This is a genomic window from Shigella dysenteriae (genome assembly GCF_022354085.1).
GTDB lineage: Bacteria > Pseudomonadota > Gammaproteobacteria > Enterobacterales > Enterobacteriaceae > Escherichia > Escherichia coli.
The window spans coordinates 2663904-2687041 of record NZ_CP055055.1 but is presented as its reverse complement, the minus strand read 5'-3'; the positions used below and the strand labels follow the sequence as shown (position 1 = coordinate 2687041).

The 23138-nt window shown below is 51.2% G+C and carries 21 protein-coding genes; 8 read left to right on the top strand and 13 right to left on the bottom strand.

What is annotated here, in order from left to right; translation table 11 throughout:
• Positions 1-9 precede the first annotated feature (9 nt).
• The 3 genes from manZ to manX form a co-directional block, all read right to left on the bottom strand.
• Entirely contained in the window at positions 10-861 is an 852-nt protein-coding gene (gene manZ, locus HUZ68_RS12840; protein WP_088744398.1) for a PTS mannose transporter subunit IID, read from the bottom strand.
• 12 nt (positions 862-873) lie between these two features.
• Positions 874-1674 carry a PTS mannose transporter subunit IIC gene (manY, locus tag HUZ68_RS12835; RefSeq protein ID WP_000406926.1) on the bottom strand — a complete coding sequence of 267 codons (801 nt, stop codon included), beginning with the start codon at positions 1672-1674 and terminating at the stop codon, positions 874-876.
• A gap of 62 nt (positions 1675-1736) precedes the next feature.
• Positions 1737-2708: a PTS mannose transporter subunit IIAB gene (manX, locus tag HUZ68_RS12830; protein WP_000150543.1), complete on the bottom strand. Its 972-nt coding sequence runs from the start codon at positions 2706-2708 to the stop codon at positions 1737-1739.
• A gap of 316 nt (positions 2709-3024) precedes the next feature.
• On the opposite strand from manX, the gene HUZ68_RS24945 reads away from it, so the two are divergent.
• Both HUZ68_RS24945 and yoaE read left to right on the top strand, forming a co-directional pair.
• Positions 3025-3183 carry a protein YoaL gene (locus tag HUZ68_RS24945; protein ID WP_001327808.1) on the top strand — a complete coding sequence of 53 codons (159 nt, stop codon included), beginning with the start codon at positions 3025-3027 and terminating at the stop codon, positions 3181-3183.
• The gene (gene yoaE / locus HUZ68_RS12825; RefSeq protein WP_000394983.1) at positions 3171-4727 is read left to right on the top strand and encodes a CNNM family cation transport protein YoaE; all 1557 of its coding nucleotides are present in this window, start codon (positions 3171-3173) and stop codon (positions 4725-4727) included. The genes HUZ68_RS24945 and yoaE overlap by 13 nt, the downstream gene beginning before the upstream one ends.
• Positions 4728-4730: 3 nt before the next feature.
• Here yoaE and HUZ68_RS12820 read toward each other — a convergent pair whose 3' ends face one another.
• From HUZ68_RS12820 to pabB, 4 genes are all read right to left on the bottom strand, one after another.
• Positions 4731-6329 (bottom strand): EAL domain-containing protein, encoded by a 1599-nt coding sequence (locus HUZ68_RS12820; RefSeq protein WP_001359300.1) that lies wholly within the window; start codon positions 6327-6329, stop codon positions 4731-4733.
• A gap of 130 nt (positions 6330-6459) precedes the next feature.
• Entirely contained in the window at positions 6460-7824 is a 1365-nt protein-coding gene (gene sdaA, locus HUZ68_RS12815; protein ID WP_000624283.1) for an L-serine ammonia-lyase, read from the bottom strand.
• Between the two features lie 183 nt (positions 7825-8007).
• Positions 8008-8586, bottom strand: a complete 579-nt coding sequence (locus HUZ68_RS12810; protein WP_000456725.1) for a CoA pyrophosphatase — start codon at positions 8584-8586, stop codon at positions 8008-8010.
• Positions 8587-8589: 3 nt separating this feature from the next.
• On the bottom strand, positions 8590-9951 hold the full coding sequence (gene pabB, locus HUZ68_RS12805; protein WP_033814657.1) for an aminodeoxychorismate synthase component 1: 1362 nt from the start codon (positions 9949-9951) through the stop codon (positions 8590-8592).
• A 73-nt stretch (positions 9952-10024) separates the two neighbouring features.
• On the opposite strand from pabB, the gene HUZ68_RS12800 reads away from it, so the two are divergent.
• Positions 10025-10204: a YoaH family protein gene (locus HUZ68_RS12800; RefSeq protein WP_000457334.1), complete on the top strand. Its 180-nt coding sequence runs from the start codon at positions 10025-10027 to the stop codon at positions 10202-10204.
• Between the two features lie 119 nt (positions 10205-10323).
• On the opposite strand, the gene HUZ68_RS12795 is transcribed toward HUZ68_RS12800, so the two are convergent.
• Together HUZ68_RS12795 and HUZ68_RS12790 are read right to left on the bottom strand one after the other, a co-directional pair.
• On the bottom strand, positions 10324-10623 hold the full coding sequence (locus HUZ68_RS12795) for a DUF1889 family protein (protein WP_001111995.1): 300 nt from the start codon (positions 10621-10623) through the stop codon (positions 10324-10326).
• A gap of 421 nt (positions 10624-11044) precedes the next feature.
• Positions 11045-11389 (bottom strand): RidA family protein, encoded by a 345-nt coding sequence (locus HUZ68_RS12790; RefSeq protein WP_001295493.1) that lies wholly within the window; start codon positions 11387-11389, stop codon positions 11045-11047.
• Positions 11390-11520: 131 nt separating this feature from the next.
• Between HUZ68_RS12790 and HUZ68_RS12785 the strand changes: the two genes are divergently transcribed.
• From HUZ68_RS12785 to rnd, 5 genes are all read left to right on the top strand, one after another.
• On the top strand, positions 11521-13431 hold the full coding sequence (locus HUZ68_RS12785; protein ID WP_000128847.1) for a DNA repair helicase YoaA: 1911 nt from the start codon (positions 11521-11523) through the stop codon (positions 13429-13431).
• 57 nt (positions 13432-13488) lie between these two features.
• Positions 13489-14184, top strand: a complete 696-nt coding sequence (gene tsaB / locus HUZ68_RS12780) for a tRNA (adenosine(37)-N6)-threonylcarbamoyltransferase complex dimerization subunit type 1 TsaB (RefSeq protein ID WP_001220955.1) — start codon at positions 13489-13491, stop codon at positions 14182-14184.
• Between the two features lie 39 nt (positions 14185-14223).
• Positions 14224-14805: a Slp family lipoprotein YeaY gene (yeaY, locus tag HUZ68_RS12775; protein ID WP_239593891.1), complete on the top strand. Its 582-nt coding sequence runs from the start codon at positions 14224-14226 to the stop codon at positions 14803-14805.
• A gap of 204 nt (positions 14806-15009) precedes the next feature.
• On the top strand, positions 15010-16695 hold the full coding sequence (gene fadD, locus HUZ68_RS12770) for a long-chain-fatty-acid--CoA ligase FadD (RefSeq protein WP_000758422.1): 1686 nt from the start codon (positions 15010-15012) through the stop codon (positions 16693-16695).
• A gap of 81 nt (positions 16696-16776) precedes the next feature.
• Positions 16777-17892: a ribonuclease D gene (gene rnd, locus HUZ68_RS12765; protein WP_001362465.1), complete on the top strand. Its 1116-nt coding sequence runs from the start codon at positions 16777-16779 to the stop codon at positions 17890-17892.
• Between the two features lie 53 nt (positions 17893-17945).
• Here rnd and yeaX read toward each other — a convergent pair whose 3' ends face one another.
• From yeaX to dmlA, 4 genes are all read right to left on the bottom strand, one after another.
• Entirely contained in the window at positions 17946-18911 is a 966-nt protein-coding gene (yeaX, locus tag HUZ68_RS12760; RefSeq protein ID WP_001287017.1) for a carnitine monooxygenase reductase subunit YeaX, read from the bottom strand.
• 55 nt (positions 18912-18966) lie between these two features.
• The gene (gene yeaW / locus HUZ68_RS12755) at positions 18967-20091 is read right to left on the bottom strand and encodes a carnitine monooxygenase, oxygenase subunit YeaW (RefSeq protein WP_000067822.1); all 1125 of its coding nucleotides are present in this window, start codon (positions 20089-20091) and stop codon (positions 18967-18969) included.
• 31 nt (positions 20092-20122) lie between these two features.
• A complete protein-coding gene (yeaV, locus tag HUZ68_RS12750; RefSeq protein ID WP_000987525.1) occupies positions 20123-21733 on the bottom strand; it encodes a BCCT family transporter YeaV in 1611 nt (536 codons plus the stop codon).
• 250 nt (positions 21734-21983) lie between these two features.
• Positions 21984-23069 (bottom strand): multifunctional D-malate/3-isopropylmalate/tartarate dehydrogenase, encoded by a 1086-nt coding sequence (dmlA, locus tag HUZ68_RS12745; protein ID WP_033814658.1) that lies wholly within the window; start codon positions 23067-23069, stop codon positions 21984-21986.
• Positions 23070-23138 lie beyond the last annotated feature (69 nt).

Below are 23138 nucleotides of genomic sequence, written 5' to 3'. Positions count from 1 at the left end.
ACAACAGTCTTACAGTCCCAGCAGGCCGCAAGCGTAACCAGCGATACCGATGACGAAGAAGCCAACGATGATCCACAGCGGGTTAACTTTTTTGCACAGTAGCCACATACAAGCAAAGGTCAGCAGCAGTGGTACCAGGCCTGGCATTAACTGGTCCAGAATAGTCTGGACAGTAGTAACGTGTTCTTTGCCCGTCTGGTCAGTAATGCGAGAGACAACCAGCGGGATGTTGACATGTGTCCACTTGTTAACCAATGCCCCCATGACAAACAGGCCGAGGATAGACGCCCCTTCCGTCAGTTTTTGCAGGAAGCCACCACCCATATCTTTAACGATATCGATACCTTTGGAGTAACCATACGCTACGCCGTAGTAACGGGTTGCCAGACGCACCAGGTTAAACAGGATGAAGAACAGCAGCGGACCTAACAGGCTGCCGCTCATCGCGATACCGGCACCCAGTGCTGCAAATACCGGACGTACGGTTCCCCAGAAGATCGGGTCGCCTACACCAGCCAGCGGCCCCATCAAACCGACTTTGATACCGTTGATAGCACCGTCGTCGATCTCTGCGCCATTAGCACGCTGTTCTTCCAGCGCCAGGGTTACGCCGAGAATCGGCGCAGCCACGAACGGCTGGGTGTTAAAGAACTCCAGGTGACGGCGAATAGCTTGTTTACGAGCTTCGTTGTTCTCAGGGTAGAGGCGACGAATTGCCGGTACCATAGAGAAGCAGAAACCCAGTGCCTGCATACGTTCGAAGTTCCATGAACCCTGGAAGAGGTTAGAACGCAGGAAGACGCCACGAATATCACTTTGAGTGAGTTTTTTCTCGGTGGTAGTTTGAGTTGTATCAACCATTTCGCTCACCTGTTAGTCCAGTTCGTTATCGAGATCGTTGTTACCAGCTGCCTGAGCAGGCGCACCGGCTACGCGGTTGTATTTCGGGCTAAGTTGGATGTAGAGCACTGCCATAACAGTACCAATCACACCCAGAGCAACCAGGTTAAAGTTGGTGAATGCTGCGGTTACGAAGCCGAGGTAGAAGAACGGCATCAGGTAGCCAGCACGCATCATGTTGATAACCATCGCATAACCAACCACCACGATCATGCCACCGGCGATATTCAGACCATTGGTCACCACTTCCGGAATCGCATTCAGCATGTTCTGTACTTCGCTGGTACCTACAGACAGCGCAACGATGACGGCCGGAATAGCCACACGCATTGCTTGCAGGAACAGAGAAGAAACGTGGATCCAGGAAATCGCTGTCAGGTTGCCGTTATCAGCAGCCTTATCCGCAGCGTGCTGGAAAGCAACGGTAATAGTACGAACGATGATGGTCAGTACCTGGCCCGCAGCGGCCAGAGGGATTGCCAGTGCAATACCTGCACCAATGCTCTGATGACCTGCGATAACCAGAATGGTAGAAATGATAGATGCCAGAGCGGCGTCAGGCGCAACTGCAGCACCGATGTTCATCCAGCCCAGCGCGATCATTTCCAGCGTACCACCGATAATAATACCGGTTTTCATATCCCCAAGAACGATACCCACCAGGGTACACGCGATTAGCGGACGGTGAAACTGAAATTCATCGAGGATTGATCCCATACCTGCGATACAGGCTACGATAAATACCAGCACAATTTGAAGAGTGGTAATCTCCATTGTACTTCTCCTGTTTACGTAAGACTAAAGTGTGAAAACTGAGTGATAATCAACACAATACGTTACTTATCGATTTTGCTGATCAGATCCATCATTTTCAGTTTCGGATCGGTGGAAACCTTACGGACTTCCAGCTCAATACCGCGCGCATTCAGTTTCTTGAACGCCTCGATATCTTTTTCATCAACCGAAACCGCGTTATTCACCTGGGTTTTACCCTGACGGAATGCCATACCACCGACGTTAACAGAGGTGATTTTCACGCCGCCTTCAACGAGACGCTCTACATCTGTTGGGTTGGTAAATAACAGCATTACACGTTCGCCAGCATATTTCGGGTTGTTGTAGACGCGAATCATTTTGGCAACATCAACTACGTGTGCTGTTACGCCCGGAGGTGCAACCTGGGTGAGCAGTGTCTTACGAACGGTATCCGCAGCCACTTCATCACTAACAACAATAATACGGGAGACATTGGTTTCTTTGGTCCAGCGGGTGGCGACCTGACCGTGAATCAGACGGTCGTCGATACGCGCAAGGCCAATAACCATGTAGTCGTTTGGCCCCATTGGTTTTGCCGGAGTTGGAGCCGCTTTTGGTGCTGCGGCCGCGGGTGCTGGCGCGGCTTTTTCAACCGGTTTGGCTTTCAGTGCTTTCACGCCTTCACGGCCTGTTTCTACTGCCAGCGCAACCAGTTCATCAAAGCTTGGGTCATCATCACGGGCCATTAACGTTTCCACGAGCATTGGAATGTTAACGCCTGCAATGACTTCATAATGCTCTTTGTCGACGACAATGCGGCTGGCAGCATTGAACGGGCTGCCTCCCCATGTATCAACGAGAAACAGCACGCCTTTAGTGGTGTCGAGTTTTGCCAACTGAGCGTTGTACTTTTCAATCAGCGTTTCGGCATTTTCACCTGGAACGAAATCGATCCAGCCGACGTTTTCCTGCTCGCCTAACAGCATTTCTGCCGTTTTAAGCAACTGCTCTGCAGCCCAACCATGTGTGCCTATAACAATAGCAATGGTCACTTGCTACCTCCTTTATTATCGTTAACACCTCAACGTGCCAGATGTATTTTTGAATCGTCGTCCACAATCGAATCGATTCAGATAAGGGCTACAACCAAAAACCCCTGCGTTTCGCGATTTATTTTAGATATCGAAAAAATTATTTTATGTGATGAAGATCCGTAATTTAACTTTCGATTAGCAGAAATTTCGAAAGGTAAAATATCCTTGTCACATTCGTTTGCAAAGGAAGGTAAATCTTTGCCAAATCAGAGGCGTCTCTGATATGTTTAACTCCCGTTTAACAACCATGGAGTATAGGGCAGTAGCCCGCAGTATGGATCGTCACCGACGTCATTTCAGCATCAGGCCTTTTAACGCCTGCCTTTCTGGCACTCTATGCCGCACCTTTCGTTTGCATTTTGTCGTTACGCCTGCATTATTTCTGGCGTCGAATAGCTATTCCTTAAGCAGGAGCTTGTCATGGAATTCTTAATGGACCCCTCAATTTGGGCGGGGCTACTCACGCTTGTTGTTCTCGAAATTGTGCTGGGTATCGATAACCTGGTCTTCATCGCCATTCTTGCTGACAAACTGCCGCCAAAACAACGCGATAAAGCGCGTTTGTTGGGGTTATCACTGGCGCTGATTATGCGTCTGGGGCTGCTGTCGCTGATTTCATGGATGGTCACGCTGACCAAACCGCTATTTACCGTCATGGATTTCTCCTTCTCCGGACGCGACCTGATTATGTTGTTCGGGGGGATATTCTTGCTGTTCAAAGCAACAACCGAACTGCATGAACGGTTGGAAAACCGTGATCATGATTCCGGCCACGGTAAAGGCTACGCCAGTTTCTGGGTAGTCGTCACACAGATTGTCATCCTTGACGCCGTCTTCTCGTTGGATGCGGTAATTACTGCAGTAGGGATGGTTAACCATCTGCCGGTGATGATGGCGGCGGTAGTGATTGCGATGGCGGTTATGTTGCTGGCATCCAAACCGCTGACGCGATTTGTTAACCAGCACCCCACGGTGGTGGTGCTCTGTCTGAGCTTCCTGTTAATGATTGGTCTGAGTCTGGTGGCAGAAGGTTTCGGTTTCCACATTCCGAAAGGTTACCTGTATGCCGCGATTGGCTTCTCGATCATCATCGAAGTGTTTAACCAGATTGCGCGTCGCAACTTTATTCGTCACCAGTCGACTTTGCCGCTGCGAGCGCGTACTGCCGATGCCATCCTGCGTTTGATGGGCGGGAAACGTCAGGCCAATGTTCAGCACGATGCCGATAACCCGATGCCGATGCCGATCCCGGAAGGTGCATTTGCCGAAGAAGAACGTTACATGATTAACGGCGTACTGACGCTGGCGTCGCGTTCTCTGCGCGGGATCATGACGCCGCGCGGTGAAATAAGCTGGGTTGACGCTAATCTCGGGGTAGATGAAATCCGCGAGCAGCTGCTCTCCTCACCGCACAGCCTGTTCCCGGTATGTCGCGGTGAACTGGATGAAATCATCGGAATCGTACGTGCTAAAGAACTGCTGGTGGCGCTGGAAGAGGGCGTTGATGTGGCGGCGATTGCTTCGGCGTCTCCGGCGATTATCGTCCCTGAAACCCTCGATCCGATCAACCTGTTGGGCGTGCTGCGTCGTGCTCGTGGGAGCTTTGTTATCGTGACCAACGAGTTTGGTGTGGTACAAGGTCTGGTCACGCCGCTGGATGTGCTGGAAGCCATTGCGGGTGAATTCCCGGACGCTGACGAAACGCCGGAAATCATTACTGATGGTGACGGCTGGCTGGTAAAAGGCGGTACAGATTTGCATGCCTTGCAGCAGGCGCTTGATGTTGAGCACCTTGCCGATGACGATGATATCGCGACGGTCGCGGGCCTCGTGATCTCGGCAAATGGTCACATTCCCCGTGTGGGCGATGTGATTGATGTAGGGCCACTGCATATCACCATCATTGAAGCCAATGATTATCGTGTTGATCTGGTTCGCATTGTTAAAGAGCAACCGGCGCACGATGAAGATGAGTAAGCGTTAACGTAACGGCATAATGGGCGTGATATGTCCATTATGCCGGGCGGGCGGCGGTTGGCTGCCCGCCAGCCATTTGGGAAAATCACGTAGCGGCATCGGCTGTGCGTACAAATACCCTTGCAAAATATGCACGCCATGACGGCGCAAATACTTCGCCTGTTCTTGCGTTTCCACGCCCTCCGCCACCAGTTCAATATTCAGTCTTTGCCCCAGCGCGATGATGATATCGGTCACCGTCGAGTTAACCGCGTCAGAACCTATAGCTGCGGTAAATGACTTATCAATTTTCAGCACGTCAGGACGTAATGTTTCAAGCCAGGAAAACGAGCTGTTGCCGGTGCCGAAGTCATCAATCGCCAGTTTGACGTTTTTACGATGCAGCTCGCGGGCAATCCGATAATCAACATCCAGTAAGGCATCGCGTTCGGTGATTTCGAGGATCAGTTGCTGAATCGGGTGAGCGCTAAACCAGTACTGATTGAGATCTTTTATCAGCACACCACGGCGAAAATGGCTGGGTGCGACGTTAATGCCAACATGAAACTGACTACTCATCGGGAAAACATGGCGCTGACGAATGGTTTCTGCCATCACATAGCGGGTCAGTGGCACAATTAAATGATGTTCTTCCGCGATAGGAATAAACACATCCGGTGAAATCCAGCCCTGACGCGGATTGTTCCAGCGCAGCAAAATCTCTACACCAATACATTGCTGGCTGCGCGCATTAAGCAAAGGCTGACAGAACAATTCGAACTCATGTTGCGCCAGGCCCAGATTGATTTCGCGGGAAAAGCTCATCCGGTAAGCGGTCGCCAGCCAGGCGATGTAGCCCACCAGTAAACTTAGCAGCACCGCCAGCGGTAATTGTGTTGGAAGATAGTGCCATGCCAGCGCCGTAGCCCCCGGACCATTAACGTTAATGGTAAAAGGAAAGCGTTGCGAAGAAACCTGATAGTTTTCATTGTCTTCAGGTTGTGGAAGGGAATCTACCAGCCCATTACCATAGAGCAAATGCCGTTTGTCCACCGTCAGGCTGGCGCTACTGATTTGCGGCAGTTGTGGCTCAAGCAGCATTGCCGTCAGTAAGTCGATGTTAATCATCTCCATGACCCCAGCATTGCTACTGCTCGCTGCAGGCGTCCATTGAATCAAAACCGGACTGCCTTTAATCAGGACACGGTCGGTCGTCAGGCGTAAAAGTGGTTGCGGTGCAGGAAGTTCAGCCAGAATGTCCACGACGGGCACATTGCGATAACCAAAAATGCTGGAGCAATAAAGTGTGCCGTCTTGCACCAGGCCAATGGATCGCACAGTTTGGAGTTTTGCCGCCTGTTTACGTAATGGCAAATGGGCGACAGAGCAGGGCAGACCAATCAGCGGAAGCAAGACTTCGCTACCTGCCTGTAGGGGAAGCAGTACTTTATCTAATTCTTCTACAGCGTGATTGGCGAATTGTACTACCCGTTGTTGATTTAAGTTACGCTGTGAAATAAATCGCACGCTCAGGGTCGAAGCGAGCGTAACGAGTGCGCAAATCGTACAAACAATCATTCGATTACGGCGATAGGTTTTAATGATCCGTTGTGCTTTTTGCATGCGGGCCACCCTGTAAGCGTATGGCGACAAACGCCTGACGCAACAGTGGAAGTGTAGTGGGGAATATTACAGCAGACGAGAAAGCGGGGATAAATTCGCCCATCCGTTGCAGATGGGCGAGTAAGAAGTATTAGTCACACTGGACTTTGATTGCCAGACCACCGCGTGAGGTTTCGCGGTATTTGGCGTTCATGTCCTTACCGGTTTCGTACATCGTTTCGATGACCTTATCTAGCGAGACGCGCGGTGCACTGGTGCGGCGCAGAGCCATCCGTGCGGCGTTAATCGCCTTCACAGAGGCAATGGCATTACGCTCAATGCACGGCACCTGAACCTGCCCTGCAACCGGGTCGCAGGTTAAACCAAGGTTGTGTTCCATGCCAATTTCCGCCGCCACGCAAACCTGTTCCGGGCTACCGCCCAGCAGTTCTGCAAGACCCGCAGCAGCCATTGAACAGGCAACACCCACTTCGCCCTGGCAACCAACTTCCGCACCGGAAATAGAGGCGTTCATTTTATACAATGCACCAATCGCGCCCGCTGCCATAAAGTAACGGGTATAGATGTCCGGGCTGACCGATTCAATAAAGTGGTCATAGTAAGCCAGCACTGCCGGAACGATACCGCAGGCACCGTTGGTTGGCGCAGTTACCACACGACCACCGGCGGCGTTTTCTTCGTTAACTGCCAGCGCAAACATGTTTACCCAGTCAATGACATTCATCGGATCGTTAGACAGTTTATCGCTGGAAACCAGCATCCGGCGCAGGGCAGACGCACGACGTGGTACGCGCAGCGGGCCTGGCAGTACACCTTCGGTGTTCATCCCGCGATCGATACATGCCTGCATGGTTTGCCAGACATGCGCGAAATACTCGTCGATCTCTTTCTTGCTGTGCAGCGCCAGTTCGTTCTGCATAGCGAGACCAGACAGCGAATAGCCGGTTTCATTACAGTACGCGAGCAGTTCGGTGGCAGATTTGAACGGATACGGCACGCTCACTTCGTTGGCAGCATCCTGACCAAAGTGTTCTTCATCGACGATAAAACCGCCGCCGATGGAATAATAAGTTTTGCTGTAGACGACTTCATCGCCGTTATAGGCGTGGATTTGCATACCGTTTTCATGCAGCGGCAGGTTGCCGTTATGAAAACGCATCCCGTTGTCGCGCGGGAAATCCACTTCATGCTGTCCCTGTGCCAGCAGCAGACGTTCGCGCTCTTCTACGTCGCGAATAAAACCGGGAATACTGTCGATATCCACGGTGGCAGGTTCGTTACCTGCAAGACCCATAATAATGGCGATATCGGTGTGGTGGCCTTTACCCGTCAGCGACAGTGAACCATAAACGTCCACGGCAACGCGAGTAATGCTATCCAGTAAGCCTTTTTCGACCAGATCATCGACGAACTGTTTACCTGCCTTCATAGGCCCTACGGTATGGGAAGATGAGGGACCAATCCCCACCTTAAACATGTCGAATAGACTAATCACGATAATACTCCTGACAAGGTGACTGGACTTCCAGTAACGAACTAATAACAGCGCATAGTGTAAGAGGGAACGCGGCGACTGGCTTAACTATTCACATGAATTAAACTAATCAAAAACCGCGATTTAACTAATATTGCGATGATTGTCTCAAGTAGTGTTTTGTAGATGTAAAGATAAGTATAGTCAGGGTTTCACACCAATTTGCAGCGCCAGCTCACGAATTATGCCTGCGGTCATTCCCCATACAAAATACTGTTCGTACCAGGACAGCCATACCCGATGTGAATCGCCACGGCGGTAGATATCTAAAGGGTGATAACGACCCAGATGTAATGCCTGGGCGAGCGGCATTTCAAACACAGCGGAAACTTCATCTTCACTGGCGCGATACGGCAGATCGGGCGGGATAATGCCGACCACTGGGGTTACCTGGTAGCCAGTTACGCTATCGACGGGCGGCAGCACGCCGATAACTTCAACGGCGGAAGGCGGTATAGCAACCTCTTCTTCAGCTTCGCGCAGCGCGGCGGCGATAACTGATGCGTCCGTGTCATCGACTGCACCTCCAGGGAATGCCACTTGTCCAGCGTGTTTACGCAGATGAATTGAACGCTGAGTCAGCAACAACCCCGGTTGCGGTCGACGGACGATGGGGATCAACACGGCAGCCTGACGATGATTTAGGGTTTCCCGGTTAATTTGCGGGCGCAAAAGTTGAAAGCGCGATAAAAAATCATCAAGCGTCAGGCTACGGTATTCCACGTCTTACTTCTCCAGTTGGCGTAATATCTTATTAACTTTATCAAAAGTTTCCTGATATTCCGCTTCTTCCTGGCTATCGGCGACAATTCCACCGCCCGCAGAGCAGAAAATTTGTCCGTTAATGGCAGTCAGCGTGCGGATAGTAATGCTGGTGTCCATGTTGCCGCAAAAGCTCAAATAGCCAATGCTGCCGCACCAGGCATTGCGTCGCTGCGGTTCCAGTTCGTCGATAATTTCCATAGCCCGTACTTTCGGAGCCCCGGTTATTGAACCACCAGGAAAAGCCGCGCGCAGCAGATCGCTGGCGTGTAACTGTTCTGGTAGTCGCGCCGTTATGGTGCTGACCAGATGATGCACGGCAGGGAAGGGTTCCACCACGAACAGCTCTGGTACTTTTACCGAACCTGCTACGGCAACACGACCGATATCATTACGCATTAAATCGACAATCATCAGATTTTCGGCACGATCTTTCGCTGAGTTCGCCAGTTTTTCTGCTTGTTTGCTATCTTCCTGAGGATCGGGCAGGCGTGGTAGCGTGCCTTTAATAGGGCGGGTCTGGATTTCACTATTATCACAAAGAATAAACCGCTCTGGCGAAAGGCTTAAAATTGCACCCTGTTCAAGACGTAAAAAAGCGCTAAATGGCGCGCGGTTGGCCTGATTAAGCTGAAGGAATGCCTGCCATTCATCGCCAGAATAGGTCGCATGAAAACGCTGGGCGAGATTCACCTGATAGCAATCACCGCTGTGCAGATATTCCTGTACCTGGCGAAATTTTTCGCCGTACTGCTCGCGGGTCATATTGGATTGCCAGTCGGAAGTGAGCGTGAAATCTTCCTGCGGCGAGAATTGCTGGCTTTCCAGCCAGGCCCGACGGGCATTGACATCATTATGACTCAGCAAAGAAACTGTATGACGCTGGTGGTCGACAATGAGCGCCCAATCGTAGATACCCACTGCCATATCCGGCAGAACGATATCTTGTTCCGCAATTTCTGGCAGTGACTCAAAACGGCGGCCCAGATCGTAGCCAAACAACCCCAGTGCGCCGCCCTGAAATGGCAAATCTTCGTTATGCGTTGGGCGAATGTCTGCGCGATCCAGCACCTGCTGGAGCACCTGTAGCGGGTCATCAGTGGTCGTTGTGCGTTTTTCGCTTTCACTAACAACGGTTTCTTTACCTAAAGTGGTTAAAGTGCAAATCGGATCGGCGACCACAATATCAAAGCGGCTATACGGATGATCGGCATAGCCGGAGTGTAAAAGCATCGCCCACGGCAGGTGGCTTAAGCGGGAGAAATAAAATTCAGCGGCGTCCTGACGCCAGGGTAAAGTAATCACAACGGGAGATAACGTCTTCATCAGTCCTGACTCTACTGGCTATGTGCCGGGTAGCATGAAATAATTAGCGCCAACAATTTAGCAGGAGTTAACAATGTTTGCAGGTTTACCTTCACTCACCCATGAACAGCAGCAAAAAGCTGTCGAGCGGATCCAGGAACTGATGGCACAAGGGATGAGCAGCGGCCAGGCAATCGCGCTGGTGGCAGAAGAGCTGCGTGCCAACCACTCCGGCGAGCGAATCGTGGCGCGTTTTGAGGATGAAGACGAGTAACACACTAATCCGTATCGATTTCGTTATAGAAGCCGATGATTATTTGATTGTGAGAAAAAGGACGCTTTTTATATGTGATTAAAAGCGTCCTGACCCATTTATGCTGATATAAATTTAACTCAGACCAGTGCTTTTAGTTCTTCCTGCATATATGTTGAAAAGTACTCAGGATTTTTAATCACAGAGCGTTCACCTGTCTCCATTTTTTTTGCCCATCCAACCATTTTTTCCGTGAACCCAGGGTTCCAGCCTTCCTGGTCAGCTCGCGCCGTAATATCAGCGGCACTCGCGGGTACTCCCAGTTCTTTTAAATATTTAAAGATTCCCTTCGCCGTGCTTTCATTCATCGAACTTGGTGTTGGCGCTGATACATCCATGGCACCAATGAAATCCAGGGCTTTATCTATTACAGCAGGCATATTCTTATCCTTAAAATTAACCATGTTATCGATAAGGCTATATATGACCTTAATTTGCATCTAATATCAAAGGGATTATAACGATATGGCACGAGTTAACCTGTTGACATTCAGGTGTTTTAAAGGTAGCAGCTCATGGTGTGTTATCCAGTAAGATGGAGAAAATTAACGGTCAGTCCGCACGCTATAACCAGATTGTTCAGCTAAGAAAGAAAACCAGAGTTGCTAATCAAAGGGCGAACACAACGGCATGGTTATGTTTATTTATATAGTTAGTTTTATAGATAAAATTGAAATTATAAAAATAAATAATGAATTAGCAGAAGCATCAACAGTAATATCTTATTCTCTGGTCGATTTATGTAAAACCGACCAGTATTATCGATAAATTATCGTCTGACTTATTTTGCTTCGATAAAGCTTACACCGCAGCCACAATCTTAATTTCAACTTTATACTTCGGGTTCATCAAACCCGCTTGTACCGTGCAGCGCACCGGCGCATGACCCGCGACAACCCAGGCATCCCACGCTTTATTCATCGCCGCGAAGTCGTTTTTATCGGCCAGGAAAATGGTGGCATCCAGAATACTCGATTTATTGCTGCCCTGTTTTTCCAGCACGGCGTCAATCTGCGCCAGCGTGTTGGCGGTTTGCTCAAAGGCATCGGCGTCGAGGTTTTCCGGTACACCAGTGTAGTAGAGCGTGTTGTTGTGGATTACTACATCAGACCAGCGGGCTTCAGCATCGATACGAACGATAGTCATCATTTTGTCCTCATTATCCTTCCATTTTCGTGCTGCAAAGACTGCCACAATGTGAGGTCGCCGTCACCACTTCAACTGGCGAAAGCGCCCTCATCCTGACATAATCCCTGTTCAAATCAACAGGGGGTAGTGTGACGGACGATTTTGCACCAGACGGTCAGCTGGCGAAAGCGATACCAGGCTTTAAGCCGCGAGAACCACAGCGACAGATGGCGGTAGCCGTCACCCAGGCGATAGAAAAAGGCCAGCCGCTGGTGGTGGAAGCAGGAACCGGTACGGGCAAAACCTACGCTTACCTGGCTCCTGCGCTGCGGGCGAAAAAGAAAGTCATTATCTCGACCGGCTCAAAAGCGTTGCAGGATCAGCTCTACAGCCGCGATTTGCCAACAGTCTCAAAGGCATTGAAATATACGGGCAATGTGGCGCTGCTGAAAGGGCGCTCAAACTACCTCTGCCTCGAGCGTCTCGAACAGCAGGCGCTGGCGGGGGGCGATCTGCCGGTACAAATCTTAAGCGATGTGATCCTGCTGCGCTCCTGGTCTAATCAAACAGTCGATGGTGATATCAGCACCTGCGTCAGCGTGGCGGAAGATTCACAGGCGTGGCCGCTGGTCACCAGCACCAACGACAACTGTCTTGGCAGCGACTGCCCGATGTATAAAGATTGCTTTGTGGTCAAAGCACGTAAAAAAGCGATGGACGCCGATGTGGTGGTGGTAAACCATCATCTCTTTCTGGCGGATATGGTGGTTAAAGAGAGTGGATTTGGCGAGTTGATCCCGGAAGCGGACGTCATGATCTTCGACGAAGCCCACCAGCTACCGGACATTGCCAGCCAGTATTTTGGTCAGTCACTCTCCAGTCGACAACTGCTCGACCTGGCAAAAGACATCACCATCGCCTACCGCACCGAATTAAAAGACACCCAGCAGTTACAAAAGTGCGCTGATCGTCTTGCCCAGAGTGCGCAGGATTTTCGTCTGCAACTCGGTGAGCCAGGTTATCGCGGTAACCTGCGTGAGCTGTTAGCTAATCCGCAAATTCAGCGGGCATTTTTACTGCTCGATGACACCCTGGAACTTTGTTATGACGTGGCGAAACTGTCACTGGGGCGTTCCGCCTTGCTGGATGCGGCATTTGAGCGCGCCACGTTGTATCGCACACGGCTGAAGCGGCTAAAAGAGATCAATCAGCCGGGCTACAGCTACTGGTACGAATGCACTTCGCGCCATTTTACTCTGGCTCTCACGCCGCTCAGCGTGGCGGATAAATTCAAAGAGTTAATGGCGCAAAAGCCCGGTAGCTGGATCTTCACCTCAGCAACGCTGTCGGTGAACGACGATCTGCATCATTTCACCTCGCGGCTTGGGATAGAACAGGCGGAGTCGTTGCTATTGCCAAGCCCGTTTGATTACAGCCGCCAGGCGTTACTCTGTGTGCCGCGCAACCTGCCGCAAACCAATCAACCGGGTTCCGCGCGGCAACTGGCGGCTATGCTGCGCCCGATCATCGAAGCTAACAACGGTCGCTGTTTTATGCTTTGTACCTCGCACGCCATGATGCGCGATCTGGCCGAGCAGTTCCGCGCTACCATGACGCTTCCCGTATTATTGCAGGGGGAAACCAGCAAAGGGCAACTGTTGCAGCAATTTGTCAGTGCCGGTAACGCGCTTCTTGTGGCAACCAGTAGTTTCTGGGAGGGGGTGGACGTGCGTGGCGATACATTGTCATTGGTGATTATCGACAAATTGCCGTTTACCTCGCCTGATGATCCATTGTTAAAAGCGCGCATGGAAGATTGCCGTTTGCGCGGTGGCGACCCGTTCGATGAAGTACAACTGCCGGATGCGGTGATTACTCTCAAGCAGGGAGTCGGGCGACTGATTCGCGACGCCGACGATCGCGGGGTTTTGGTAATTTGTGACAATCGGCTGGTGATGCGTCCTTACGGCGCGACGTTTCTCGCCAGTCTGCCGCCCGCGCCACGCACCCGTGACATTGCCCGTGCGGTTCGTTTCCTTGCGATACCATCCTCCAGGTAATTTGTTACGGAGTATGGTATGATGCGCGCCTTTTTATTGATCTAAGCACGAAGACCCATGCGAATTCTGGCTATCGATACCGCGACAGAGGCCTGCTCTGTCGCCCTGTGGAACGACGGTACTGTCAACGCTCATTTTGAGCTTTGCCCTCGTGAACATACTCAACGAATCTTACCGATGGTGCAGGATATCCTGACCACCAGCGGAACTTCCCTGACTGATATTAACGCTCTGGCTTACGGGCGCGGCCCCGGTAGCTTTACCGGCGTGCGCATTGGTATAGGCATTGCGCAGGGGCTGGCACTTGGCGCGGCGCTGCCGATGATTGGCGTCTCCACGCTCATGACGATGGCGCAGGGGGCGTGGCGCAAAAACGGCGCAACGCGCGTGCTGGCTGCCATTGATGCGCGGATGGGCGAAGTTTACTGGGCCGAATATCAGCGTGATGAAAACGGCGTCTGGCACGGCGAAGAAACCGAAGCCGTACTCAAACCCGAACTCGTTCATGAACGGATGCAACAGCTTTCCGGGGAATGGGTGACGGTAGGTACAGGCTGGCAAGCCTGGCCGGATCTCGGTAAAGAGAGCGGACTGGTTTTGCGCGACGGAGAAGTTTTACTGCCCGCTGCAGAAGATATGCTGCCGATTGCTTGTCAGATGTTTGCCGAGGGTAAAACGGTGGCGGTGGAACATGCCGAACCGGTTTATTTACGTAACAACGTCGCATGGAAGAAACTTCCGGGCAAAGAATGAATCTTAAGAGTATGCCCTGAGAAAAAAAGGAGTCGCATCATGGCGGTTCAAAAGAATGTTATCAAAGGCATACTGGCAGGTACGTTTGCGCTAATGCTGAGCGGTTGTGTCACTGTGCCGGACGCCATTAAAGGCAGCAGTCCCACGCCGCAACAAGATTTAGTTCGGGTGATGAGTGCGCCGCAGCTGTACGTTGGTCAGGAGGCACGCTTTGGTGGCAAAGTGGTTGCGGTACAAAACCAGCAAGGGAAAACCCGCCTGGAAATTGCTACCGTACCGCTGGACAGCGGAGCCAGACCGACGCTGGGAGAACCTTCTCGCGGTCGCATTTATGCCGATGTGAACGGTTTTCTGGACCCGGTGGATTTCCGTGGACAACTGGTTACGGTAGTCGGGCCAATCGCCGGTGCGGTTGACGGCAAAATCGGCAATACGCCCTATAAATTTATGGTGATGCAAGTAACGGGTTACAAACGTTGGCATTTAACCCAGCAGGTGATTATGCCGCCTCAGCCGATTGATCCATGGTTTTATGGCGGTCGTGGCTGGCCCTATGGCTACGGCGGATGGGGCTGGTATAATCCCGGCCCCGCGAGAGTACAAACAGTTGTAACTGAATAATTGCTTGTTTTTAAAGAAAAAGAAACAGCGGCTGGTCCGCTGTTTCTGCATTCTTACGGTAAAGATAAAAATAAATAGTGACGCGCTTCGCAACCTTTTCGTTGGGTAATTATCAAGCTGGTATGATGAGTTAATATTATGTTAACGGCATGTATATCATTTGGGGTTGCGATGACGACGAACACGCATTTTAGAGGTGAAGAATTGAAGAAGGTTTGGCTTAACCGTTATCCCGCGGACGTTCCGACGGAGATCAACCCTGACCGTTATCAATCTCTGGTAGATATGTTTGAGCAGTCGGTCGCGCGCTACGCCGATCAGCCTGCGTTTGTGAATATGGGGGAGGTAATGACCTTCCGCAAGCTGGAAGAACGCAGTCGCGCGTTTGCCGCTTATTTGCAACAAGGGTTGGGGCTGAAGAAAGGCGATCGCGTTGCGTTGATGATGCCTAATTTATTGCAATATCCGGTGGCGCTGTTTGGCATTTTGCGTGCCGGGATGATCGTCGTAAACGTTAACCCGTTGTATACCCCGCGTGAGCTTGAGCATCAGCTTAACGATAGCGGCGCATCGGCGATTGTTATCGTGTCTAACTTTGCTCACACACTGGAAAAAGTGGTTGATAAAACCGCCGTTCAGCACGTAATTCTGACCCGTATGGGCGATCAGCTATCTACGGCAAAAGGCACGGTAGTCAATTTCGTTGTTAAATACATCAAGCGTTTGGTGCCGAAATACCATCTGCCAGATGCCATTTCATTTCGTAGCGCACTGCATAACGGCTACCGGATGCAGTACGTCAAACCCGAACTGGTGCCGGAAGATTTAGCCTTCCTGCAATACACCGGCGGCACCACAGGTGTGGCGAAAGGCGCGATGCTGACTCACCGCAATATGCTGGCGAACCTGGAACAGGTCAACGCCACCTATGGGCCGTTGCTGCATCCAGGTAAAGAACTGGTAGTAACGGCACTGCCGCTGTATCACATTTTTGCCCTGACCATTAACTGCCTGCTGTTTATCGAACTGGGTGGGCAGAACCTGCTTATCACTAACCCGCGTGATATTCCAGGGTTGGTAAAAGAGTTAGCGAAATATCCGTTTACCGCTATCACTGGCGTTAACACCTTGTTCAATGCGTTGCTGAACAATAAAGAGTTCCAGCAGCTGGATTTCTCCAGTCTGCATCTTTCCGCAGGCGGTGGGATGCCAGTGCAGCAAGTGGTGGCAGAGCGTTGGGTGAAACTGACAGGACAGTATCTGCTGGAAGGCTATGGCCTTACCGAGTGTGCGCCGCTGGTCAGCGTTAACCCATATGATATTGATTATCATAGTGGTAGCATCGGTTTGCCGGTGCCGTCGACGGAAGCCAAACTGGTGGATGATGATGATAATGAAGTACCACCGGGTCAACCGGGTGAGCTTTGTGTCAAAGGACCGCAGGTGATGCTGGGTTACTGGCAGCGTCCGGATGCTACCGATGAGATCATCAAAAATGGCTGGTTACACACCGGCGACATCGCGGTGATGGATGAAGAAGGGTTCCTGCGCATTGTCGATCGTAAAAAAGACATGATTCTGGTTTCCGGTTTTAACGTCTATCCAAACGAGATTGAAGATGTCGTCATGCAGCATCCTGGCGTACAGGAAGTCGCGGCTGTTGGCGTACCTTCCGGCTCCAGTGGTGAAGCGGTAAAAATCTTTGTAGTGAAAAAAGATCCATCGCTTACCGAAGAGTCACTGGTGACTTTTTGCCGCCGTCAGCTCACGGGCTACAAAGTACCGAAGCTGGTGGAGTTTCGTGATGAGTTACCGAAATCTAACGTCGGAAAAATTTTGCGACGAGAATTACGTGACGAAGCGCGCGGCAAAGTGGACAATAAAGCCTGAGCGTTAAGTCAGTCGTCAGACGCCGGTTAATCCGGCGTTTTTTTTGACGCCCACTAAAGAGAATACAATTTGAATTACCAAATGATTACCACGGACGATGCGCTGGCTTCTTTGTGTGAAGCCGTCCGTGCCTTTCCGGCGATAGCCCTGGATACTGAATTTGTTCGTACGCGCACTTATTACCCGCAGCTGGGGTTGATTCAACTTTTCGATGGCGAGCATCTGGCGCTAATTGATCCTCTCGGGATCACCGACTGGTCACCGCTGAAAGCGATCCTGCGCGATCCGTCCATCACAAAATTTCTCCATGCAGGCAGTGAAGATCTGGAAGTGTTCCTCAATGTCTTTGGCGAATTACCACAACCCCTGATTGACACGCAAATCCTTGCTGCCTTCTGCGGACGCCCGATGTCATGGGGGTTCGCTTCCATGGTGGAAGAGTATTCCGGCGTTACGCTGGACAAGAGTGAATCGCGCACCGACTGGCTGGCCAGACCGCTGACCGAACGTCAGTGTGAATATGCAGCGGCGGATGTCTGGTATCTGTTACCGATCACCGCCAAGCTTATGGTAGAAACGGAGGCCTCCGGCTGGCTACCAGCGGCGCTGGATGAATGTCGCCTGATGCAAATGCGTCGTCAGGAAGTCGTTGCGCCGGAAGATGCCTGGCGTGATATCACCAATGCCTGGCAATTACGCACACGCCAACTGGCCTGTCTGCAACTGTTAGCCGACTGGCGACTGCGCAAGGCGCGAGAGCGCGATCTGGCGGTGAACTTTGTCGTGCGTGAAGAGCATTTGTGGTCGGTAGCGCGTTATATGCCGGGAAGTTTAGGCGAACTGGACAGCCTGGGTTTATCCGGTAGCGAAATCCGCTTTCACGGTAAAACGCTGCTGGCGCTGGTGGAAAAAGCGCAGACATTGCCGGAAGATGCCTTACCGCAGCCGATGCTTAACCTGATGGACATGCCGGGTTATCGTAAAGCGTTTAAAGCGATTAAGTCGCTGATTACTGACGTGAGCGAAACGCATAATATCAGCGCCGAATTGCTGGCATCGCGTCGGCAAATCAACCAACTGCTGAACTGGCACTGGAAACTGAAACCGCAGAACAATTTGCCGGAGCTGATTTCCGGCTGGCGTGGTGAGCTGATGGCGGAAGCATTACACAATTTATTGCAGGAATATCCGCAGTAAAATTTTCCGAAGCCGGACTGGGCGCGCTCAGCGCCACATCCGGCTTCGGCAAACTACAAATCCAACACCAGGCGTTTACCCTTCGCACGCGAACAACAGATCAACATACTTTGCTGGCTGGCACGCTCTTCATCGCTAAAATACTGATCCCGATGGTCAGCTTCACCTTCCAGTATTGCCGTTTCGCAGGTTCCGCATACCCCTTCACGACATAAACATTCCACTTTCGCGGCTTTATTATTTTCAATAACCTGCAAAATAGTCATCTCTTCCGGCACCACAAACTCTTTTCCGGAACGGGCAAGCACCAGGGTAAATGCATCGCCGGTTTTGTCTTCGATAGCAAATTGCTCAAAGTGCAGCGTATCGGCAGCGATGTCCAGACGCGCAGCTTCACTTCTTACCGCTTCAATTAGCGCCTCGGGGCCACAGGTATAAACGTGTGTGCCAGGTTCGATATCCGCCAATAATCGCGCTAATTCCAGTCGTGTTCCGGTTGATGAATGATGCAAATGGACTTTCTCAGCCTGCGGATGCTGGACTAGCTCATCACGAAATGCGCAACTTTCTGGATTTCGCGAGCAGTAATGTAGCTGCCAGTCGACGTCGCTGTGTTGCAACTCTGCCATGTGCGACAGGAAAGGGGTGATACCAATACCGCCCGCGATAAACAGATGCTTTCTGGCTGAGGAAATTAGCGCAAACAGGTTATTAGGCGTTGAGATCGTTAACCGATCGCCCACTTTTACCTGCTGATGCAGAAAGCGGGAACCGCCGCGCGAGTTTTCTTCCAGTCGAACGGCAATCTGATAACTAGAGGTGTTATGCGGTGAACTCAGTAGTGAATACGCATTGCTGTACTGGTTATCACCATCGCTCATCTGCACTATGATGTGACTTCCTCCGGTGAACGCAGGCAGCGGTTTGCCATCGGTTGCCACCAGCGTGAAGCGTTTCACCTGTTCGGTAAGCGGTTCCACCTGACTCACCTGTACTTCAAACATTTGATAGTCTGACATTGCTGTACTCCATCAAAAATCAGCCCGGCGGCGGAAAATACCGCCGCCGATGTCATTAGTCCTTAAATACCTGCGCCAGCAGATTATGGAAATGGGCGATACCATGTTCGGAAATGCCGCTACCGCTACTGTCGGCCATGATGCGCCCCTGACCACGATAGCCACGCGATTTCAGCCCTTTCTGTACGCTTTCAACCAGACGTAAATCTTCCGGACGGAACACATCGCGATACCACTCAATCAGCGATTTTTGCTCGTCGGTTAACTCTTCATTGGTGAAGTAAATATCGTAGTTTTGCAGGGTAGTTTCAGAATCCACCGGGAATTCATAAATGACCGTCATCATCCCTTTGATCGGGGTGACATTCAGCATCGTGCACGGCCACAGCCAGAAACCGTGGAATGCCGCATCCGTACCCTCTTCAAATTTAAACGACTGTTCGGACGGTTTGGCGAAACCGTATTGCAGCGTCCAGTTACCGTGCATGGTGTGCCAGTAACGATCAACCTGTACGGAGTCGGAGAAACCTGGATGCGCCGGACCACAGTGATAGCACTCGAGATAGTTATCGACAATGTTCTTCCAGTTGGCAGGCGTGCGGGTGGTAAAGCGGGCCGCCAGTTTCAGATCGTGGACTTCCGGGCAGGCTTCCAGCACTTTCGCGCCCAGACCGGGTAACTGATCTTCTACGCTGGTGGCGTTGGGGTCCATGTTGATGAAGACGAATCCGGCATATTCTTCCAGACGCACCGGAACCAGTTGCGCTTTGTCGCTATCGAAATTGGCGACGTTTTCGCAGTTACGTGCATGGGCCAGATTGCCATCGAGTTTGAATGCCCATGCGTGATATGGGCAGGTAATCACATTTTTTGCTTTTCCTTCACCGCTCAACAACTGATGACCACGGTGCGGACACACGTTATAGAACGCGCGCAAAACCTTATCACGACCGCGTACCAGCACGATGCTTTCGCCAATGATCTCACGCGTCACATAATCATTGGCATTCGCCAGTTCGCTGCTGTGAGCGACGCAAATCCAGCTTTTGGCGAAGACGTTCTCTTTTTCGTGTTCAAAGGCGTTCTGATCGGTATAAAAACGGGCAGGAATGGTCCACGCCTCTTGCGGGTTAGCGCAAAAATTTTCGGGTAGTACGAAGTCAGGGCTCAGATTGCTCATAGGGATACCTTTATCGTTAGGATGATGGCGCTCAGTTGTCGCCTTTGAATACGGTTCCCGCAGGGAGCACTGGTGTTTTTTCCAGGGCTTCAACCGGTGTCTGCGGGAGATAATGTTCAACTTGATGAGCCGGAATGTCGGCGTAATCCTGTTTCAGCCAGCGAATAAATCCGCCGACTTTCACCAGTAAAATGACGAGGAAGGGAAGGGCTGTGAGCACGACGGTGGTTTTCATCGTTTCCAGCGAAGCACCGGTAAACAAGATGGAAAGCGGGATCAGAGTGATCACCACGCACCAGAAAAGACGCAGCCCACGGTCAGGATCGTCACCTTCCTGGAGATTACGCGTACTGGTCGCCGCCATGGTGTAGGCCACTGCATCCATATGCGAGGCAAGGAAAATAATCATCACGCCCAGGTATGCGGCGAGGAACAATTTACCGGCTGGCAACGACATCAGAACTTGCTGTACAGCTGTTTCGCCGCCCAGTGTTTCCAGCACCTGTGGGACGTTGATTACGCCATTGATAAACTGATGAATGGCATAGCTTTCCATTACGCCGAAGAAGAACCAGCAACCGACGGTGCTGCCGAGGATCAGTCCCCAGATAACTTCTTTAATCTTACGACCGCGGGAAACGCGGGTGACAAACATTGCTACGCCAGGGGTGTATGAGATCCACCACAGCCAGTAGAAAACGGTCCAGTTGCGGGTAAATGAACCATCGCCAAGCGGATCGGTGAATAAGCTCATTTGCAGGAAGTTTTGCGTGGTCAGGCCGATGGCATTGATGATGCTGTTGGTAATAAATTCGGTTGGACCGACAATCAGCACCAGTAATGGCAGCAGGAACGCGCCCCAGCCAACCATTTTGCTCAGACGTTGCAAACCGTTGTTGATACCAATCCATGAGCTTAGGCAAAAAATGCCGCCGGAAAGCAGGATCACAAATGCCTGCACGGTGAAGTTATCGGGTAAACCGGTCAGTGCGGAAAGTCCACGAGTAAAGGTTGCTGCGGTGACAACAAGGGAAATAGTCAGTGCGCCGACAGTGGCGATCAGGAACATCAAATCAACCAGTTTTCCCCATGGGCCTTGCGGGCGAACGCCGGTAATCGCGGCAATAATGCCGGAAAGACTCAGACCTTTGTTTTTACGCACATGAAAGTGATAAGCCATGATTAATGAGGCCAGCGTATAAGTTGCCCAAGCGCTGATGCCCCAGTGGAAGAAGGAGTAAGGGACGCTAAATTCGAGTGCCTGTTGTGAACGCGGTGCGATATTTAATCCAGGCGTTTGATAATAATAGGCCCATTCAGCAACCCCCCAATAAAGCGTAGAAGAACCTAAACCGGCACAAATAAACATAAACAGCCAGGAGAGCGTGCTGTATTCCGGTTTTCCTTCGCCAAGACGAATATTGCCGTATTTACTGGTGGCTAAATAAATCACCAGTCCCATTGCCAGCAAAACCAATACCTGTACGGCGGAACCTAACGTACGCGTAACAAAAGTGTATATTGCGTTGGCCGCGTCGGCCGATTGTTGTGGGAAAAGGCTTAATGCAGCTGCGATGAAAAGAATGGCCACCAGGCTGATGCTTATCAGCGGCACATCTTTTTTCTTAACATTGCTCATCATGAGTCATCTCCTGGGCATAAAAGCCCGTCTCTGGCTTTTGCCAGTTGTAATTATTTGCAGGGTAATGAGTTGTATGTTGTGCTTAACAAATTGATTATTTGCATGTTACATAAATTAAACAATTAAGAATACGGAAAGCCATAAAACACGAAACGGAAACAATAAAAGGTGAAATGACGCAGGTTATTAACTGCAAAGAACGAAGAAAAAAACCGCGTCAGTGACGCGGTTCAAATAAACTGGTTTGACCTTAACGCAAAATAATTTTGCAAATCGCGTCGGCAACCTGTGGCGTGGTGGCACTGCCTTTCATATCCGGTGTTTTCGGCCCGTGAGCAATCACTTCTTCAATCGCTGCCAGAATACCGTTATGCGCTTGCTGGAAACGCTCATCGCCATTGCCGAGAAAATCGAGCATCATTGCACCGGCCCAAATTGTGGCGATAGGGTTAGCAATATTTTTCCCGTAGATATCCGGCGCGGAACCGTGGACAGGCTCGAAGAGCGACGGGAAAGTGCGTTCCGGATTCAGGTTGGCGGATGGGGCAATGCCAATGGTGCCGGTGCAGGCCGGGCCAAGATCGGAAAGGATATCGCCAAACAAATTGGACGCCACCACCACATCGAAGCGTTCCGGCTGCATCACAAAACGCGCGCAGAGAATATCAATATGCTGCTTGTCCCAGCGGATCTCCGGGTAATTCTCGGCCATTGCTTCCACTCGCTCATCCCAGTACGGCATGCTGATGGCTAAACCGTTTGATTTAGTGGCAGAAGTTAGCGTCTTACGTGGGCGGCTTTGCGCAAGTTCGAAGGCATAACGCAAAATGCGATCGACACCACGACGCGTAAATACCGATTCCTGAATGACGACTTCATGCTCTGTACCTTCATTCACTCTACCGCCGAGCGAGGAATATTCGCCTTCGGTGTTTTCCCTGACCACGTAAAAATCGATGTCGCCAGGCTGTTTTCCCGCCAGCGGGCAGGGAATGCCAGGAAAGAGACGAACCGGGCGCAGGTTGACGTACTGGTCGAATTCACGACGAAATTTCAGCAGCGAACCCCACAACGAAATATGGTCCGGAACGGTGTCCGGCCAGCCGACGGCACCAAAATAGATGGCGTCGAAACGGCTAAGTTGCTCATGCCAGTCGTCCGGCATCATTTTACCGTGATGGCTGTAATACTCGCAGCTCGCCCACTCCATTTGCTCAAAACTCAAGGCGAAGCCCCAGCGCTCAGCGGCAGCCTGTAACACGCGAATCCCTTCAGGAAGGACTTCTTTGCCAATCCCGTCTCCCGGGATCGCAGCAATACGCATCGTTTTCATCATTGGGTTCTCACTTCCTGACCATCAAAATTGACAACATCACCATCCTATAATTGACTGAAAAGGAATTAA

What these genes read in the sequence shown, in the direction of transcription:
- tsaB (WP_001220955.1), top strand. Translation starts at nt 13,489, where the DNA reads ATGCGAATTCTGGCTATCGATACCGCGACAGAGGCCTGCTCTGTCGCC.
- manY (WP_000406926.1), bottom strand. Translation starts at nt 1,674, where the DNA reads ATGGAGATTACCACTCTTCAAATTGTGCTGGTATTTATCGTAGCCTGT.
- yeaY (WP_239593891.1), top strand. Translation starts at nt 14,224, where the DNA reads ATGGCGGTTCAAAAGAATGTTATCAAAGGCATACTGGCAGGTACGTTT.
- HUZ68_RS12790 (WP_001295493.1), bottom strand. Translation starts at nt 11,389, where the DNA reads ATGACTATCGTTCGTATCGATGCTGAAGCCCGCTGGTCTGATGTAGTA.
- yeaV (WP_000987525.1), bottom strand. Translation starts at nt 21,733, where the DNA reads ATGATGAGCAATGTTAAGAAAAAAGATGTGCCGCTGATAAGCATCAGC.
- pabB (WP_033814657.1), bottom strand. Translation starts at nt 9,951, where the DNA reads ATGAAGACGTTATCTCCCGTTGTGATTACTTTACCCTGGCGTCAGGAC.
- HUZ68_RS12800 (WP_000457334.1), top strand. Translation starts at nt 10,025, where the DNA reads ATGTTTGCAGGTTTACCTTCACTCACCCATGAACAGCAGCAAAAAGCT.
- HUZ68_RS12820 (WP_001359300.1), bottom strand. Translation starts at nt 6,329, where the DNA reads ATGCAAAAAGCACAACGGATCATTAAAACCTATCGCCGTAATCGAATG.
- rnd (WP_001362465.1), top strand. Translation starts at nt 16,777, where the DNA reads ATGATTACCACGGACGATGCGCTGGCTTCTTTGTGTGAAGCCGTCCGT.
- yoaE (WP_000394983.1), top strand. Translation starts at nt 3,171, where the DNA reads ATGGAATTCTTAATGGACCCCTCAATTTGGGCGGGGCTACTCACGCTT.
- dmlA (WP_033814658.1), bottom strand. Translation starts at nt 23,069, where the DNA reads ATGATGAAAACGATGCGTATTGCTGCGATCCCGGGAGACGGGATTGGC.
- HUZ68_RS12795 (WP_001111995.1), bottom strand. Translation starts at nt 10,623, where the DNA reads ATGCCTGCTGTAATAGATAAAGCCCTGGATTTCATTGGTGCCATGGAT.
- HUZ68_RS24945 (WP_001327808.1), top strand. Translation starts at nt 3,025, where the DNA reads ATGGATCGTCACCGACGTCATTTCAGCATCAGGCCTTTTAACGCCTGC.
- yeaW (WP_000067822.1), bottom strand. Translation starts at nt 20,091, where the DNA reads ATGAGCAATCTGAGCCCTGACTTCGTACTACCCGAAAATTTTTGCGCT.
- yeaX (WP_001287017.1), bottom strand. Translation starts at nt 18,911, where the DNA reads ATGTCAGACTATCAAATGTTTGAAGTACAGGTGAGTCAGGTGGAACCG.
- manZ (WP_088744398.1), bottom strand. Translation starts at nt 861, where the DNA reads ATGGTTGATACAACTCAAACTACCACCGAGAAAAAACTCACTCAAAGT.